Here is a 16,506-nt window from a genome sequence, read left to right on the forward strand (position 1 = left end):
AGGGGTTACTCGGCAGATTTCAGGGCATCGGCGGAAACGGCAGTGACACCCTTGATGTTCTTGGCGGTGTCGATGGCCAGCTCACGCTCGGCATCGGTTTTCACCATGCCGGACAGGGCGACCACGCCTTTGTTGGTTTCCACCTTGATATCCATACCGCTGAGGCTCTTGTCAGCCAGGAAGCTGGATTTGACCTTGCTGGTGATCCAGGTATCGGAGACAGCCTCTTCGGCCTTCTGAACGGTGTCGCTGGCTGCCAGCATGGTTTGTCCGCTGGTCTCTGCGTAGACGCCGGTAGCGAACGGCAGGCTCAGGGCGGCGGCAGTGACAGCGGCAAAGGTCCACTTAGTGAAAGACTGTTTCATGAGGTAGATCTCCTCTTCTCTCCAGAACATCTGCAGCAGGCTCCTGTCTGCAGGGTCAGGACTAACGTTGCAAGGCCTGTGCCAGCTTTTGGCTGATCAATAAAGCCAATTAAATCAACGACATGGGATGTTTCCGAAAACGCCTTCTGCTTGCAGTCTGCACGTTCCCGCCTGGGCGGACATGCAGACTGCACGACGAAACCGGCTCAACGACCGACGTTATCCAGCCTGGCGAGGGTGCCCTCGAGGGCGCTGACCTGATCCAGCAATGGCGACGCCGGATAGCGCGCGCGAACAAAGGCCAGCAGCTTCTGCGCGGGCTCCAGCTGGCCCAGGCCTTCGGCGAATCCATGGGCGGCCAGCAGGTAGGCACGAGGGATGTGGGGATAGTCGGGGAAGCGCTGGTGCAGGTTGCGCAGCAGGCTCAACCCTTCGCGCACCTTGTGGCGGTCCAGCAGGGCCGCGGCCACCTGTTCGCAAACCAGCGCGTCGGTGGGCAGGAAGTCGGGTTTGAACTGGCGCGCATTGAGCAGTGCGGTCGCGGCCAGGGCCGGGTTCTGCCGGGCGGCCAGCGGCAGGTAGTACTCCAGGTGTCGCAGGCAGCGCTCATGGACACCGAGGCCAAAGAGCAACTGGTGAAAGCGCTCGTTCAGGCGCAGGTCGTCAGGGTCCCGCTGCAGTGCGTTGCCGAGGGTTTCCAGGGCGCCATCGCCCTGCCCTTCCTTCAGGCGTACCTCGGCCTCGGCCAGGGCCCGACGGCTACGCCATTCCGTTTCGGGCAGGCCCTGCTGGGCGCCCTCCTCGGCAACGGCGAAACCCAGGGCGCCTTGGTACTGGAACACGGCGTAGCCCATCATGCTGCACATGACCACGCCGAAGTAACCGAAGAGGAAGGTCGCCACCGGCATCAGCACCACTTTGGGCATGCCGCTGGAGAGCATCAAGGCAACGTAGCCGGGGGACTGCCAGAGGATAAAGAGAAAGGCGCAGAGAATCAGGTAGCGCCAGCCCATGGCCTTGATCACCTCGCCCACCTGGTCGGGACTCAGGGCCGCGCCCAGCTCCTTGCCGAGGGCCAGGCGAATGATGCTGGCAGGCAGCAGCAGGACGATGGCGATGTTCACCACCCAGAAAATGACTTCGCTGTTGAAGTCGGCTGCCAGCCAGAGCGCGACCAGGGCGAGCAGGAACACCAGCATCTGCTTGATGAACAGCGAGAAGCCTTCGCCGGCGAAGGCGCTGGCCAGGCTCGGCGCCTCGCGCTGTCCCTCGCTGCAGGCCTCGATCACGCTGTGGAAATACTTGGTGGCGACGCTCAGCAGGCCGATCCAGAGGATCAGCGAGCGCGGCATGAACAGGGCGGCAAGGGCCAGCAGGGCGCTGAAGGCCAGCGGGCTGGACTGCAGGCCGTAAGCGAAGAACTGCGGCAGCCGTTCCCAGAAGGGTTGCGCGGTGTTGGCGGCGCCGAGGAAGGTCAGCGCGGTGCGGCATAGCGGGCAGTTCGGGCTGTCATCGGGGGCATCGGCGTTTAGCGGGATGCAGCAGTCGCCGAAATGGCGCTGGCATGGCACGCAGTGCCAGGTCGCGGGCTGGGCGGGGTGGTACTGGCAAAGCGTCTTGTCCATGACTCGGGTTCCTTGCGCGCAGTAATGGCGGTTCGCCATTCTCCAGGCAAAAAAAGAGGGCCCGCAAGGGGCCCTCTCTTCTATCGCTTGGCAGTAGCCGCGATCAGACGCCCGAAGCTTCGGCAGCTTCCACGTCTTTCATCGACAGCTTGATGCGGCCACGGTTGTCGACGTCCAGAACCAGGACTTTGACTTCCTGGCCTTCCTGCAGCACGTCGGTGACCTTGTCGATGCGCTTGTCGCTGATCTGCGAGATGTGCACCAGGCCGTCCTTGCCCGGCAGGATGTTGACGAAGGCGCCGAAGTCGACGATGCGCTCGACCTTGCCCACGTACACCTTGCCGATTTCGGCTTCAGCGGTGATACCCAGAACGCGCTGACGCGCGGCCTCGGCAGCTTCCTTGGTCTCGCCGAAGATCTTCACGCTGCCATCGTCTTCGATGTCGATGGAAGCCTTGGTCTCTTCGCAGATCGAGCGGATGGTCGCGCCGCCCTTGCCGATGACGTCGCGGATCTTGTCGGTGTCGATCTTCATCGCGATCATGGTCGGTGCGTTGGCCGACAGCTCGCTGCGGGACTGGGAGATCACCTGGTTCATCTGGCCGAGGATGTTCAGGCGCGCTTCCAGAGCCTGCTCCAGAGCGATTTCCATGATCTCTTCGGTGATGCCGTTGATCTTGATGTCCATCTGCAGGGCGGTGACGCCCTTGGCAGTACCGGCAACCTTGAAGTCCATGTCGCCCAGGTGGTCTTCGTCACCCAGGATGTCGGTCAGGACGGCGAACTTGTCACCTTCCTTCACCAGACCCATGGCAATACCGGCAACCGGTGCCTTCATCGGCACGCCGGCGTCCATCAGGGCCAGGGAGGCGCCGCAGACGGAAGCCATGGAGCTGGAACCGTTGGATTCGGTGATCTCGGACACTACGCGGATGGTGTAGGGGAACTCGTCGCCTTTCGGCAGCATGGCGGAAACGCCACGACGGGCCAGGCGGCCGTGGCCGATTTCGCGGCGACCGGCACTGCCCATACGACCGCACTCACCGACCGAGAAGGGCGGGAAGTTGTAGTGCAGCATGAAGGCGTCCTTGCGCTCGCCTTCCAGGGTGTCCAGCAGCTGGGCATCGCGGGCGGTGCCGAGGGTGGCAACCACCAGGGCCTGGGTTTCGCCACGGGTGAACAGGGCGGAACCGTGGGTCTTGCCGAGCACGCCGACTTCGACCTTCAGCGGACGCACGGTGCGGGTGTCACGGCCGTCGATACGCGGCTTGCCGTTGACGATGTTCTCGCGAACGGTGCGGTATTCGAGCAGACCGAAGGCGTCCTTCACTTCACCAGTCGGGAACTGGCCGGCTTCCTCGCCGGCGAAGCGGGCGATGACCTGATCACGCAGTTCGTCCAGACGGTTGTAGCGGTCCTGCTTGATGGTGATGGTGTAGGCCTGGGAGATGGCCTCGCCGAACTCGGCCTTGATGGCGCTGAGCAGGGCGGTATTTTCGGCCGGGGCGGACCAGTTCCAGGTCGGCTTGCCGGCTTCAGCGGCGAATTCCTTGACGGCGTTGATCACAGCCTGGAATTCCTGGTGGGCGAAGAGCACGGCACCCAGCATCTGGTCTTCGGTCAGCTCCTGGGCTTCGGATTCAACCATCAGCACCGCGTCCTGGGTACCGGCAACCACCATGTCCAGGCTCGAAGCCTTGAGCTGTTCGTAGTTGGGGTTCAGCAGGTAGCCGGTCTCTTCGTGGTAGGCCACGCGAGCGGCGCCGATCGGGCCGGCGAAGGGAATGCCGGAGATGGCCAGGGCAGCCGAAGTACCGATCATGGAAGCGATGTCCGGGTCGGTCTTCTTGTTGGTGGAGACCACGGTGCAGATGACCTGCACTTCGTTGAGGAAGCCTTCCGGGAACAGCGGGCGGATCGGACGGTCGATCAGGCGCGAGGTCAGGGTTTCCTTCTCGGAAGGACGGCCTTCACGCTTGAAGAAACCACCGGGGATGCGGCCGGCAGCGTAGGTTTTTTCCTGGTAGTGCACGGACAGCGGGAAGAAGCCCTTGCCCGGATCGGCCTGCTTGGCGCCGACCACGGTCACCAGCACTGTGACGTCATCATCGACGGTGACCAGAACTGCGCCGGAGGCTTGACGGGCGATACGGCCAGTCTCGAGGGTTACGGTCGATTGACCGAACTGGAATTTCTTGATTACCGGGTTCACGGTGTTTTCCTTCTCTGTGTTGCCTTGGGGGAAATTGGGGGAGTGGCGGGAGTCGGACCCGGGGCAATCCCTGAAAAAGCTTGAAGCTGGAAAGCCGAAAGCTGGAACGATGTCCAGCTTCCGGCTTCCAGCTTCAAACGCGTCTGTGTCGCTTAGCGACGCAGACCCAGACGACCGATCAGGGCGCTGTAACGAGAGGTGTCCTTACCCTTCAGGTAGTCCAGCAGCTTGCGGCGCTGGTTAACCATACGGATCAGGCCACGGCGGGAGTGGTGGTCTTTGCCGTTGGCCTTGAAGTGGTCCTGCAGCTTGTTGATGTTGGCGGTCAGCAGGGCAACCTGCACTTCCGGAGAACCGGTATCGCCTTCAGCTTGCTTGTACTCGTTAACGATCTGGGCTTTTTCTGCAACGCTCAGTGCCATGATGGGCTTCCTCTGAGGTAATAGGCCGGGACCTGCGCCCCGTGTTCAAAAAAGAGGAGTGACCGTGCCTATTAACAGCCATCCTCGAATCGGTCATTCCGACCGAATCAGTCGACGCGGCGCTACGCGCCCGTCATCGCTCACTTCACCGATACCGATGAAGCGACCGGTATGATCCTGTACTCGCATCATGCCGAACTTCGGCGCTTCCGGAGCCCGCACCGGCTGGCCATGTAGCCAGTAGTAGGCGCTGTGCTCGGTCAGCTGGATCAGCGGCCAATGTTCCAGGCCACTGTCGACGGGCAGGAGGAACTGGTCCAGTGCCTCGTTGCCGCCTTCGGCGTGGGCCTTCTCCAGGGTCTCCAGGCTGATCGCCTGGGCCAGTGCGAAGGGGCCCGCCTGGGTCCGGCGCAGCTCCGCCACATGGGCCCCGCATCCCAGTGCCTGGCCGAGATCCTCGACCAGGGTGCGGATATAGGTGCCCTTGCTGCAAGCTACGGCCAGTCTTGCCTGGCTGTTTTCACAGGCCAGCAAGTCCAAGCGCGCAATAGTAACAGAACGCGCCTCGCGCTCCACTACTTCACCGGCTCGCGCCAGCTTGTAGAGGGGTTGGCCGTCCTTCTTCAGGGCCGAGTACATCGGCGGTATCTGTTTGATTTCACCACGAAAACGCGGCAGCAATGCCTCGATTTCCGAGCGACCGACGGTCACCTCCCGACGCTCGACCACTTCACCTTCGGCATCACCGGTGGTGGTGGTGACGCCCAACTGGGCCAGGGTCTCGTAACCCTTGTCAGCATCCAGCAGGTACTGGGAGAACTTGGTCGCCTCGCCAAAGCACAGCGGCAGCACGCCGGTGGCCAGGGGATCGAGGCTGCCGGTATGCCCGGCTTTCTCGGCGTTGAGCAGCCAGCGGACCTTCTGCAGCGCGGCGTTGGAGCTCATGCCACGCGGCTTGTCGAGGATCAGCACGCCGCTGACGTTACGGCGGATACGTTTCACCTGGGCCACGCGATCACTCCTCGTCGTTGCCCGGGTGCTTGCGGTCTTCCGCCACGGCGCGCTCGATCAGTGCCGACAGCTCGACACCGCGACGAATGCTCGCGTCGTAGTTGAAGTGCAGCTGCGGCACGGTGCGCAGCTTCATCGCGCGGCCCAACTGCATGCGCAGGAAACCGGCGGCATCGTTGAGGATGTCGATGTTCTGCTTGATGACTTCGGCGTTGTCATCCTGGCCCATCACGGTGATGAACACCTTGGCGTGGGACAGGTCACGGGCCACGTCGCAGCCAGTGATGGTCACCAGGCCCAGGCGCGGATCCTTGATCTCGCGTTGGATCAGCAGCGCCAGTTCACGCTGCATCTGGTCGCCGATGCGTTGGGTACGGCTGTAGTCTTTAGCCATTTCGTTTCACTCATGTACGCTAAAAGCCGAAAGCCAGGAGTGGAAAGCGTTGGCTTCCAGCTCCTGGCTCCCGACTTGTGGCAAGCGCGGCACTTACAGCGTGCGCGCCACCTGGACCTTCTCGAAGACTTCGATCTTGTCGCCGACCTTGACGTCGTTGTAGCTCTTCACGCCGATACCGCATTCCATGCCGGCACGGACTTCTGCAACGTCGTCCTTGAAGCGGCGCAGGGATTCCAGCTCGCCCTCGAAGATCACCACGTCGTCGCGCAGTACGCGGATCGGACGGTTGCGGTGTACCAGACCCTCGGTAACCATGCAGCCGGCGATCGCGCCGAACTTCGGCGAACGGAACACGTCGCGCACTTCGGCGATACCCAGGATGTTCTCCCGGACTTCGCTGCCGAGCATGCCGGACAGTGCCTTCTTAACGTCTTCGATGATGTCGTAGATGATGTTGTAGTAGCGCAGGTCCAGGCCTTCCTGCTCGACGATCTTGCGTGCGCCGGCATCGGCACGCACGTTGAAGCCGAACAGCACAGCGTTGGAGGCCAGCGCCAGGTTGGCGTCGCTCTCGGTGATACCACCGACACCGCCACCGACCACACGCACCTGCACTTCCTCGTTGCCGAGGTCGGCCAGGGCGCCCTGCAGGGCCTCGAGAGAACCACGCACATCGGACTTGAGCACGATGTTGAGGGTCTTCTTCTCGTCTTGGCCCATGCTTTCGAAGATGTTCTCCAGCTTGGAAGACTGCTGACGAGCCAGCTTGACCTCGCGGAACTTGCCTTGACGGAACAGGGCGACTTCGCGGGCCTTCTTCTCGTCGGCGACCACGGTCAGGTCGTCACCGGCGTCCGGGGTGCCGTCCAGGCCGAGGATCTCGACCGGAATGGACGGGCCAGCTTCTTTCACCGGCTTGCCGTTCTCGTCGAGCATGGCACGGACACGACCGTAGTTGACGCCGCAGAGGACCATGTCGCCCTGGCGCAGGGTACCGTCCTGGACCAGCACGGTAGCCACCGGACCACGGCCCTTGTCCAGGCGGGACTCGACCACCACGCCACGGCCCGGGGCCGACGGGGTCGCGGTGAGTTCCAGTACCTCGGCCTGCAGCAGCACGGCTTCGAGCAGTTCGTCGACGCCGGTGCCGACCTTGGCCGATACGGGCACGAACTGGGTGTCGCCACCCCACTCTTCCGGGATCACGTCACGGCCGGCCAGATCATTCTTGATCCGGTCCAGGTCGGCTTCCGGCTTGTCGATCTTGTTCACCGCGACCACGATCGGCACGCCAGCCGCTTTCGCGTGCTGCACGGCTTCCTCGGTCTGCGGCATCACGCCGTCGTCGGCCGCCACCACCAGGATGACAATGTCGGTGGCCTTGGCACCACGGGCACGCATGGCGGTAAACGCTGCGTGGCCGGGGGTGTCGAGGAAGGTCACCATGCCGCGATCGGTTTCGACGTGGTAGGCGCCGATGTGCTGGGTGATACCACCCGCTTCACCGCTCGCCACCTTGGTACGACGAATGTAGTCGAGCAGGGAGGTCTTGCCGTGGTCGACGTGACCCATCACGGTCACTACCGGCGCACGGGTCAGGGCCTCGCCCTCGAACCGCAGGGACTCCGCCAGCTGCTCTTCCAGGGCATTCTCGTTGACCAGCTTGACCTTGTGGCCGAATTCTTCGGCGATCAGCTGGCCGGTTTCCCGGTCGAGCACCTGGTTGATGGTCACCGGGGTGCCCATCTTGAACATGAACTTGACGACTTCCGCGCCCTTGACCGTCATCTGCGCAGCCAGTTCGGCCACTGTGATGGTCTCGCCAATGCTGACTTCACGCACGATGGGTCCTGTTGGGCTCTGGAACCCATGTTGGTTACGCTTCTTCAGCTTGGACTTGCCGCCTCGGCCACCGCGACGGAAGGAATCACTCTCTTCCTCCGTGCTGCGCGGCGCGACTCGGGGAGCCGGAGCCTTTTCCTTCTCTTTGACAGAAGGACGGTGCTGCGCATGCTTGCGATCGCGGCGCTCGTCCTCGTCACGAGCACGCTCGGGACGACGAACCTCTTCCTTCTTGCGTTCGGCGGTCGCACCCGGAGCCGGTGCAGCAACGCCTGCCACGGCAGCCACAGGGGCGGCGGCGGCAACCGGTTCTGCGGCCGCGGTGACAGTCTGTGCCTCGGCCGGAGCGGCCTGGACTACAGCGTCCTTGGCACGGGTGTCAGCCTCGCGGCGGGCGGCCTCGTCGGCGCGCCGGCGAGCTTCTTCCTCGGCCTTCAGGCGAGCAGCCTCTTCCGCAGCGCGCTGCTCTTCGAGCTCGCGCTGGCGTTCGGCCTCGATCTCGTCGGGGCTGCGTTTGACGTACGTCTTCTTCTTACGTACTTCAACGTTGATGGTCTTGCTGCCGGCGACCCTCAGCGTGGTAGTGGTCTTGCGCTGCAAGGTGATCTTGCGCGGCTCTTCCACTCGCTCGCCGTGGCTGCTCTTGAGATGAGCCAGCAGGGCCTGCTTCTCATTGTCGGTCACAACTTGCTCGGCGCTGGTGTGCGGCAATCCCGCCTCGCGCATCTGCAGCAGCAGGCGCTCCACCGGTGTATCGACCACTTGGGCCAGTTCTTTCACCGTGACTTGCGTCATGCACTTCTCTCCTCAGGCCGCGATACTTACTCGAACCAGTGGGCTCGGGCGGCCATGATCAGCTTGCCGGCACGCTCTTCGTCCATGCCGTCGATGTCGAGCAGGTCGTCGATCGACTGCTCGGCCAGATCTTCGCGGTTAATAACGCCACGTACGGCGAGTTCCACAGCCAGGTCCTTGTTCATGCCTTCCAGGGAAAGCAGGTCTTCGGCCGGCTGGGCGTCCGCCAGCTTCTCTTCGGTCGCAATGGCCTTGGTCAGCAGACGGTCTTTCGCACGCGCACGCAGCTCGTTGACGATGTCTTCGTCGAAGCCGTCGATGCTCAGCATCTCTTCCATGGGCACGTAGGCAATTTCTTCCAGGCTGGTGAAACCTTCTTCAACCAGCACCTGTGCCAGCTCTTCGTCCACCTCCAGTTCTTCGACGAAGGCGCGCAGGATGCCGCCGGTCTCGGCTTGTTGCTTGGCCTGGATGTCCGCTTCGGTCATCACGTTCAGGGTCCAGCCAGTGAGTTGGCTGGCAAGGCGCACGTTCTGACCGCCACGGCCGATGGCCTGGGCCAGGTTGTCTTCGGCAACGGCGATGTCCATGGCATGGGCATCCTCGTCGACGATGATCGCCACCACTTCGGCCGGGGCCATGGCGTTGATCACGAACTGTGCGGGGTTGTCGTCCCACAGGACGATATCGACGCGCTCACCGCCCAGTTCGCCGGATACGGCCTGGACGCGGGAACCGCGCATGCCGATGCAGGCGCCCTGCGGGTCGATCCGCTTGTCCTTGGAGCGGACGGCGATCTTGGCGCGGGAGCCCGAGTCACGGGAGGCGGCCATCACTTCGATGAGCTCTTCGGCGATTTCCGGCACTTCGATGCGGAACAGCTCGATCAGCATCTGCGGCGCGGTGCGCGACAGGATCAACTGCGGGCCGCGGTTCTCGGTGCGGATTTCCTTCAGCAAGGCACGCACACGGGCGCCGACGCGGAAGGTCTCGCGGGGGATGATGTCTTCGCGGGCCAGCAGCGCCTCGGCATTGTTGCCCAGGTCAACGATGACGTTATCGCGGGTGACCTTCTTCACGGTGCCGGAGATGATGTCGCCCAGCTTCTCGCGGTAGGCTTCCACCACTTGCGCACGCTCGGCCTCGCGAACCTTCTGCACGATGACCTGCTTGGCGGTCTGGGCAGCGATGCGGCCGAACTCGATGGACTCGATCTTCTCTTCGACCACGTCGCCCAGCTTGGCGCTTTCGTCCTTCTCGCGGGCCTGCTCGAGGGTCAGCTCGGCGGCCGGGTTCTCCAGCTCTTCTTCATCGACCACGGCCCAGCGACGGAACGTGTCGTAGTTGCCGTTGTGGCGATTGATCTCCACACGCAGGTCGACTTCGTCCTCAAAACGCTTCTTGGTAGCAGTGGCCAGGGCCAGCTCCAGTGCCTCGAAAATCACGCCAGCCGGTACACCCTTTTCGTTGGATACCGACTCAACAACCAGCAGTACTTCTTTGCTCATCGTACGCCTCGCCTTTCGCAATCCATTGGATCCGCGGGATCCGCGTCTCAGTCAAAACGGGGAATGATGTTGGCCTTGTCGATCGACTCGATCGGAAGGAGGAACTCGCGGTCTTCAATGAGAACCACCACGTCCTGCTCCTCCACCCCGCGGAGAAGCCCCTGGAAATTGCGCCGCCCTTCGAAAGGCGACCGCAGCTTGATCTTGACCAACTCGCCGGCGTGGGCCGCGAACTGTTCAAGGGTGAACAGCGGACGATCCATACCCGGCGACGATACTTCGAGGGTGTACTCACTGCTGATCGGGTCCTCGACGTCGAGCACACCACTGATCTGCCGACTCACTTTCTCGCAGTCGTCGACCAGGATGCCGTTTTCGTGATCGATATAGACTCGAAGCAGCGAATGCCGCCCTTGAGACAGGAACTCGATGCCCCAGCACTGATAACCGAGCGCTTCGACTACCGGGGCCAACAAGGCCTGCAACTGTTCTAGCTTGCTCGACACCTGATTGCCTCTCGCATGCTGTGCAAATAAAAAATGGGCGAAACGCCCATCCCTTCAAAACCGCCTGATCTGTGATCGGAGGTCAACTGTCCAGCTAGCAAAAAGCCCCTAAAAAGGGGCTTCGCGACTACTGGTTGCGGGGGCTGGATTTGAACCAACGACCTTCGGGTTATGAGCCCGACGAGCTACCAGACTGCTCCACCCCGCGTCAAAGCTGGTGCGAGAGTATACGGCCAGCACCTTGCATGGTCAACCGTACATCCCACTAAGAAGAACGCCCGCATTGCTGCGGGCGTTCCTTTTGTATGGTACCGAGGAGGGGACTCGAACCCCTACAGCCTATGGCCACTACCACCTCAAGGTAGCGTGTCTACCAATTCCACCACCTCGGCAAAACTTGCCTTACTTCTGCTCTGGAGCCTGAGGTACGTCAGCCGCATTGCCTGCCGGCTTTTGCTCTTCGAGCACCGGCACATCATCAGCTGCCGGCTTGCTTGGCTGGACTTCGAGAGCCGCCGGATCCGGCAGGCCTACGTTGCTCAGCGCATCAGCCTTTTCTTTAGCGAAGAACGCTAAGCCCAGGCTGGTAATGAAAAAAACCGCGGCGAGTATAGCAGTAACTCTACTCAAAAAGGTAGCGGAACCTTGGCTTCCGAAAACAGTTGCCGAAGCACCGGAACCGAAGGACGCACCAGCATCCGCACCCTTGCCCTGCTGGACCAGCACCAGACCTACCACGCCCAGGGCAACCAGCAAGTGCACTACAACAATGACAGTTTCCAGCATCTCGTCAGCTTCCTGCGGCGCGACAGATCGCACCGAACTCATCCGCATTCAGGGAAGCGCCACCAACGAGCCCCCCATCGATATCCGGCATGCCGAACAAGTCGGCCGCGCTGGCCGCCTTCACACTGCCGCCGTACAGAATCCGTACACCGCGAGCGACTTCAGCATTCTCCACCGAGAGCCGTAACCGGATAGCGGCGTGCACTTCCTGCGCCTGCTGCGGCGAGGCTGTCAGCCCCGTACCTATGGCCCAAACCGGCTCATAAGCAATTACCGCCTGCGCAAACGCACCTACGCCAAGCTCCTCGATCACGCTACCCAGCTGACGCCCCACAACCTCGAGCGTCTTGCCGGCTTCACGCTGCTCCTGGGTCTCGCCGACGCAGAGCACCGGTATCAGACCACAGGATTGAGCAGCAGCGAACTTGCGACTCACGATTTCGTCGCTTTCGCCCAGAATCAGGCGACGCTCCGAATGACCGACCAGGACCAGCTTGCAACCCACATCCACCAACTGGCTCGCTGCAATCTCTCCAGTGAGGGCTCCCTGCACCGGATCGACCGCACAATCCTGCGCACCTACGACAATCGAGTTGCCGTCCAGGCCTTGAATGACCTGATCGATGTACAGACTGGGCGGCATGACCGCAACTTCGACTCCAGCAGGCAAGGCCAATTGGCGCAAGCCTTCGATCAGCTCTGCGACACTGGCGCGGGTACCGTGCATTTTCCAGTTACCGGCTACCAGAGGTCGGCGCATGCTTTATCTCGTCGATCAAAGTGGGCGCAGATATTACCCAAGTGATTTGCAACTAGCAAGAGAAATCAAGCACATACCTCTGTAACGACCTTCGCCAGCTCTTCGGCATAGCCGCGCACCAGCGTTTCATCATCGCCTTCGACCATTACCCGCACGAGCGGCTCGGTCCCGGACTTGCGCAACAGCACGCGGCCGCGCCCCGCCATCTCCTCGGTGACGCGGGCAGACGCATCCTGCACGGCCGGATGGCTGACCGGATCGATATCACCGCCGGCATAACGCACGTTGATCAACACCTGCGGGCACTTGCGCATGCCCTGGCGCGCTTCGGCCAGGGACTGGCCACTGCGCTGCAGCGCCATCAACACCTGCAATGCGGCGACGATGGCGTCACCGGTGGTGGTGAAATGGCTGCAGACGATATGGCCGGAATTTTCACCGCCCAGCGTCCAGTCATTGGCCTGGAGCTCGCTCATCACGTAGCGGTCGCCGACCTTGGCGCGAACGAAGGGAACCTCGAGGTCCTTGAGCGCCAGTTCCAGGCCGAGGTTGCTCATCAGCGTACCCACCACGCCGCCGCTCAACTTGCCACGACCGTGGAGATCCCGGGCAATCAGGTAGATCAGCTCATCGCCGTCCACCACGACCCCGGTGTGGTCGACCATCAGCACCCGGTCACCGTCGCCATCGAAGGCAATACCGATATCCGCATGCTGGTCGATGACTGCAGCCTGCAGGCTAGCCATATGGGTGGAGCCGCAACGGTCGTTGATGTTGAGCCCGTTCGGCTGCGCCGCGAACACGCTCACCTGGGCGCCCAGCTCACGGAACACGCTGGGCGCGACCTTGTAGGTGGCGCCATGGGCGCAATCCACCACGAGCTTGAGGCCAGCGAAATCGGTGCTGATCGGGGTGGTGCTCTTGCAGAACTCGATGTAACGACCGGCAGCGTCGTTGATCCGGGAAACCTTGCCGAGCTGCGCCGAGTCGACCACCGTCATCGGCTGGTCCAGCAGCTCCTCAATCATCAATTCCACCTCGTCGGAGAGCTTGGCGCCCTTGCCGGAGAAGAATTTGATGCCATTGTCTTCATGGGGATTGTGGGAAGCACTGATAACGATGCCCGCATCGGCCAGGAAGGTTCGGGTCAGGTAGGCGATGGCCGGAGTCGGCATTGGGCCTAGCAGCATCACGTCGGCACCGGCGGCAACCAGGCCGGCCTCGAGGGCGGACTCGAACATGTAGCCGGAAATCCGCGTGTCCTTGCCGATCAGGATGCGGCACTTGCCTTGCTTGCGGAACGCCATGCCAGCGGCCCAGCCGAGCTTGAGCATGAAGTCCGGAGTAATCGGGAATTGCCCTACGTGCCCGCGAATACCGTCGGTGCCAAAGTACTTTCTGCTCATGAATATGCTCCGTGTTTTCTTATTCCGCCGCTTGAACTGCAGCGACCATGCGTACCGTGTCGACGGTTTCCGCGACATCATGCACGCGCAGGATGCAGGCACCCTTTGCCACCGCCAGGGCGGCCAGGGCGAGACTGCCGTACAGGCGCTGATGGACTTCCCGTCCCAGCGCCTGGCCAATCATGCTTTTACGCGAAACCCCGACCAACAAGGGGCGCCCCAACTCATGCAGCGCCTCCATGTGCTTGAACAGGCTGAGGTTGTGCGCCAGGGTCTTGGCGAAACCGAACCCCGGATCCAGGATGACCCGGTCGACTGGGATACCCGCCGCCTCGCAGGCCTGCATACGTTCGGCGAGAAAATCCCGCACCTCCTGCACGACATTCCCATAGCGCGGGTCCTGCTGCATGTTGCCCGGCTCGCCGAGCATGTGCATCAGGCAGACCGGCAAGCCGGTGTCCGCAGCCGCATTGAGGGCACCATCGCGACGCAGGGCGCGCACATCGTTGATCATCCCCGCCCCCAGGCGCGCGCCTTCACGCATCACCGCAGGTGTCGAGGTATCCAGTGAAATCACCACGTCCAGCTCACGGGCGATAGCCTCGACCACAGGCGCCACACGCTCCAGCTCCTCGGCCGGAGAGACCGCGCGCGCACCGGGGCGGGTCGACTCCCCGCCGACGTCGATCAGGGTCGCGCCCGCCGCGACCATTTCAGCGGCATGACGCAACGCGGCGTCACGACCGCTGAAGCGGCCGCCGTCCGAGAAGGAGTCAGGCGTGACATTGAGGATGCCCATGACTTGCGGCTGGGCCAAATCAAGAACCCGGTTGCCGCAAGGCAACCGGGTCGGGTACTGCAATGACTTCATCAACAGGCCTTAGTGTTCGCCAGCTGGCCCACCGATGGGGGTTTCAGGGCGCTTGGCCTCTTCGCGCGGGGCGGGAGTGCCGGAGGTGCCGGAACCACCCTGCCAGTCCTTGGGCTCACGAGCGGTGCGACCGGACATGATGTCGTCGATCTGCTCGGAGTCGATGGTCTCGTACTTCATCAGGGCTTCGGCCATCGCGTCCAGCTTGTCGCGATTTTCTACCAGCAATTGCTTCGCCGTGGTGTAGCACTCATCGATGATGCGGCGGACTTCCTGGTCGATCATCTTCGCCGTTTCACCGGAGAGATTGGCGTGCTGGGAACCGGCGCTGCGGCCGAGGAACACTTCGCCCTCCTCTTCCGCATACATCAGCGGACCGAGCTTCTCGGACAGGCCCCACTTGGTGACCATGTTCCGGGCGATCTGGGTCGCCCGCATGATGTCATTGGAGGCACCGGTAGTGACGCCATCGAAGCCAAGGGTCATTTCCTCGGCGATACGGCCGCCGAACAGTGAGCAGATCTGGCTGATCAGCGCACGCTTGGACAGGCTGTAGCGGTCCTCCTCCGGGAGGAACATGGTCACGCCCAGGGCGCGACCACGGGGGATGATCGATACCTTGTAGACCGGATCATGCTCGGGCACCAGGCGACCGACGATGGCGTGACCCGCCTCGTGGAACGCAGTGTTGAGCTTCTCCTTCTCGGACATGACCATGGATTTGCGCTCGGCACCCATCATGATCTTGTCCTTGGCCAGTTCGAACTCCTTCATTTCCACCAGGCGCTTGTTGACGCGGGCAGCGAAGAGCGAGGCTTCGTTGACCAGATTGGCCAGGTCGGCACCGGAGAAGCCCGGAGTACCGCGCGCAATGACCGCCGGCTCGACGTCGTCACCCATCGGCACTTTGCGCATATGCACCTTGAGGATCTGCTCACGGCCGCGGATATCGGGCAGGCCGACGACTACCTGGCGGTCGAAGCGGCCCGGACGCAGCAGCGCGGGGTCGAGCACATCCGGACGGTTGGTCGCGGCGATCACGATGATGCCGTCGTTCATCTCGAAACCATCCATCTCTACCAGCAACTGGTTGAGGGTCTGCTCGCGCTCGTCGTGACCACCACCCAGACCGGCGCCACGATGACGACCGACGGCGTCGATCTCATCGATGAAGATGATGCAAGGTGCGTGTTTCTTGGCCTGGTCGAACATGTCGCGGACGCGGGACGCGCCCACACCAACGAACATCTCGACGAAATCGGAGCCGGAAATGGTGAAGAAGGGCACCTTGGCTTCACCTGCGATGGCCTTGGCCAGCAGGGTCTTGCCGGTACCGGGCGGGCCGACCATCAGCACACCGCGCGGGATACGGCCGCCGAGGCGCTGGAACTTACCCGGATCGCGCAGGAATTCCACCAGTTCGCTGACTTCTTCCTTGGCCTCGTCGCAGCCGGCGACGTCGGCGAAGGTAGTCTTGACCTGGTCTTCCGACAGCAGGCGCGCCTTGCTCTTGCCGAAGCTCATCGGGCCGCCGCGTCCACCGCCGCCGCCCTGCATCTGGCGCATGAAGAACATGAAGACGGCGATGATCACCAGAATCGGGAAGCTGGCCACCAGCAACTGGGTCCAGATGCTCTGCTGCTCGGGCTGTTTGCCTTCGATGATGACGTTGTTGTCGATCAGGTCGCCGATCAGGCCACCGTCCTGGATGGCCGGACGAATGGTCTTGAAGGGCTCGCCGTCATTGCGCTTGCCGGTGATGACGAAGCCATCCACGGTCACACGCTCGACCTTGCCTTCTTTAACCTGCTCGATGAATTCCGAGTAGTTAAGGGTCTGCGGTTCGCTCGGGCTGGAGAAATTGTTCATCACCGTGACAAGCACAGCGGCGATGATCAGCCACAGGATCAGATTTTTTGCCATATCGTTCAATTAGCTACCCTCTGGAACGGGCCCCTTCCTGGAGCGCACCCCGCATGACGCTGGTGATTAACCGGCCT

14 protein-coding genes and 2 tRNA genes are annotated in these 16,506 nt (G+C 62.4%); all 16 read right to left on the bottom strand.

The window, feature by feature from the left end:
- Positions 1-5: 5 nt before the first annotated feature.
- Entirely contained in the window at positions 6-365 is a 360-nt protein-coding gene (locus E8F11_RS10255; RefSeq protein ID WP_280288735.1) for a BON domain-containing protein, read from the bottom strand.
- Positions 366-571: 206 nt separating this feature from the next.
- Positions 572-1,990: a hypothetical protein gene (locus tag E8F11_RS10260; protein WP_280288736.1), complete on the bottom strand. Its 1,419-nt coding sequence runs from the start codon at positions 1,988-1,990 to the stop codon at positions 572-574.
- Between the two features lie 103 nt (positions 1,991-2,093).
- Positions 2,094-4,202, bottom strand: coding sequence for a polyribonucleotide nucleotidyltransferase (pnp, locus tag E8F11_RS10265; protein ID WP_280288737.1), 2,109 nt, complete (start codon positions 4,200-4,202; stop codon positions 2,094-2,096).
- Positions 4,203-4,354: 152 nt separating this feature from the next.
- Entirely contained in the window at positions 4,355-4,624 is a 270-nt protein-coding gene (gene rpsO / locus E8F11_RS10270; protein ID WP_044874075.1) for a 30S ribosomal protein S15, read from the bottom strand.
- Positions 4,625-4,717: 93 nt separating this feature from the next.
- Entirely contained in the window at positions 4,718-5,635 is a 918-nt protein-coding gene (gene truB / locus E8F11_RS10275) for a tRNA pseudouridine(55) synthase TruB (protein WP_280288738.1), read from the bottom strand.
- Between the two features lie 4 nt (positions 5,636-5,639).
- A complete protein-coding gene (rbfA, locus tag E8F11_RS10280) occupies positions 5,640-6,029 on the bottom strand; it encodes a 30S ribosome-binding factor RbfA (RefSeq protein ID WP_077522873.1) in 390 nt (129 codons plus the stop codon).
- A gap of 93 nt (positions 6,030-6,122) precedes the next feature.
- Positions 6,123-8,669, bottom strand: a complete 2,547-nt coding sequence (gene infB, locus E8F11_RS10285; protein ID WP_280288739.1) for a translation initiation factor IF-2 — start codon at positions 8,667-8,669, stop codon at positions 6,123-6,125.
- A 26-nt stretch (positions 8,670-8,695) separates the two neighbouring features.
- Positions 8,696-10,177, bottom strand: coding sequence for a transcription termination factor NusA (nusA, locus tag E8F11_RS10290; RefSeq protein ID WP_280288740.1), 1,482 nt, complete (start codon positions 10,175-10,177; stop codon positions 8,696-8,698).
- A 47-nt stretch (positions 10,178-10,224) separates the two neighbouring features.
- The gene (gene rimP / locus E8F11_RS10295; protein WP_280288741.1) at positions 10,225-10,683 is read right to left on the bottom strand and encodes a ribosome maturation factor RimP; all 459 of its coding nucleotides are present in this window, start codon (positions 10,681-10,683) and stop codon (positions 10,225-10,227) included.
- 131 nt (positions 10,684-10,814) lie between these two features.
- Positions 10,815-10,891 (bottom strand) — tRNA-Met (locus E8F11_RS10300).
- Positions 10,892-10,989: 98 nt separating this feature from the next.
- Positions 10,990-11,075, bottom strand: a tRNA-Leu gene (locus E8F11_RS10305).
- A 10-nt stretch (positions 11,076-11,085) separates the two neighbouring features.
- A complete protein-coding gene (gene secG, locus E8F11_RS10310; RefSeq protein ID WP_280288742.1) occupies positions 11,086-11,469 on the bottom strand; it encodes a preprotein translocase subunit SecG in 384 nt (127 codons plus the stop codon).
- A gap of 4 nt (positions 11,470-11,473) precedes the next feature.
- The gene (tpiA, locus tag E8F11_RS10315; RefSeq protein WP_280288743.1) at positions 11,474-12,229 is read right to left on the bottom strand and encodes a triose-phosphate isomerase; all 756 of its coding nucleotides are present in this window, start codon (positions 12,227-12,229) and stop codon (positions 11,474-11,476) included.
- Between the two features lie 65 nt (positions 12,230-12,294).
- Entirely contained in the window at positions 12,295-13,635 is a 1,341-nt protein-coding gene (gene glmM, locus E8F11_RS10320) for a phosphoglucosamine mutase (protein ID WP_280288744.1), read from the bottom strand.
- A gap of 19 nt (positions 13,636-13,654) precedes the next feature.
- Positions 13,655-14,506, bottom strand: a complete 852-nt coding sequence (folP, locus tag E8F11_RS10325) for a dihydropteroate synthase (RefSeq protein WP_280288745.1) — start codon at positions 14,504-14,506, stop codon at positions 13,655-13,657.
- Positions 14,507-14,515: 9 nt separating this feature from the next.
- Positions 14,516-16,429: an ATP-dependent zinc metalloprotease FtsH gene (gene ftsH / locus E8F11_RS10330; protein ID WP_280288746.1), complete on the bottom strand. Its 1,914-nt coding sequence runs from the start codon at positions 16,427-16,429 to the stop codon at positions 14,516-14,518.
- Positions 16,430-16,506: the final 77 nt, after the last annotated feature.

Source organism: Pseudomonas sp. BN417, from assembly GCF_029871205.1.
Lineage (GTDB): Bacteria > Pseudomonadota > Gammaproteobacteria > Pseudomonadales > Pseudomonadaceae > Metapseudomonas.

What these genes read in the sequence shown, in the direction of transcription:
- E8F11_RS10255 (WP_280288735.1), bottom strand. Translation starts at nt 365, where the DNA reads ATGAAACAGTCTTTCACTAAGTGGACCTTTGCCGCTGTCACTGCCGCC.
- E8F11_RS10260 (WP_280288736.1), bottom strand. Translation starts at nt 1,990, where the DNA reads ATGGACAAGACGCTTTGCCAGTACCACCCCGCCCAGCCCGCGACCTGG.
- rpsO (WP_044874075.1), bottom strand. Translation starts at nt 4,624, where the DNA reads ATGGCACTGAGCGTTGCAGAAAAAGCCCAGATCGTTAACGAGTACAAG.
- rbfA (WP_077522873.1), bottom strand. Translation starts at nt 6,029, where the DNA reads ATGGCTAAAGACTACAGCCGTACCCAACGCATCGGCGACCAGATGCAG.
- infB (WP_280288739.1), bottom strand. Translation starts at nt 8,669, where the DNA reads ATGACGCAAGTCACGGTGAAAGAACTGGCCCAAGTGGTCGATACACCG.
- nusA (WP_280288740.1), bottom strand. Translation starts at nt 10,177, where the DNA reads ATGAGCAAAGAAGTACTGCTGGTTGTTGAGTCGGTATCCAACGAAAAG.
- secG (WP_280288742.1), bottom strand. Translation starts at nt 11,469, where the DNA reads ATGCTGGAAACTGTCATTGTTGTAGTGCACTTGCTGGTTGCCCTGGGC.
- tpiA (WP_280288743.1), bottom strand. Translation starts at nt 12,229, where the DNA reads ATGCGCCGACCTCTGGTAGCCGGTAACTGGAAAATGCACGGTACCCGC.
- glmM (WP_280288744.1), bottom strand. Translation starts at nt 13,635, where the DNA reads ATGAGCAGAAAGTACTTTGGCACCGACGGTATTCGCGGGCACGTAGGG.
- folP (WP_280288745.1), bottom strand. Translation starts at nt 14,506, where the DNA reads ATGAAGTCATTGCAGTACCCGACCCGGTTGCCTTGCGGCAACCGGGTT.
- ftsH (WP_280288746.1), bottom strand. Translation starts at nt 16,429, where the DNA reads ATGGCAAAAAATCTGATCCTGTGGCTGATCATCGCCGCTGTGCTTGTC.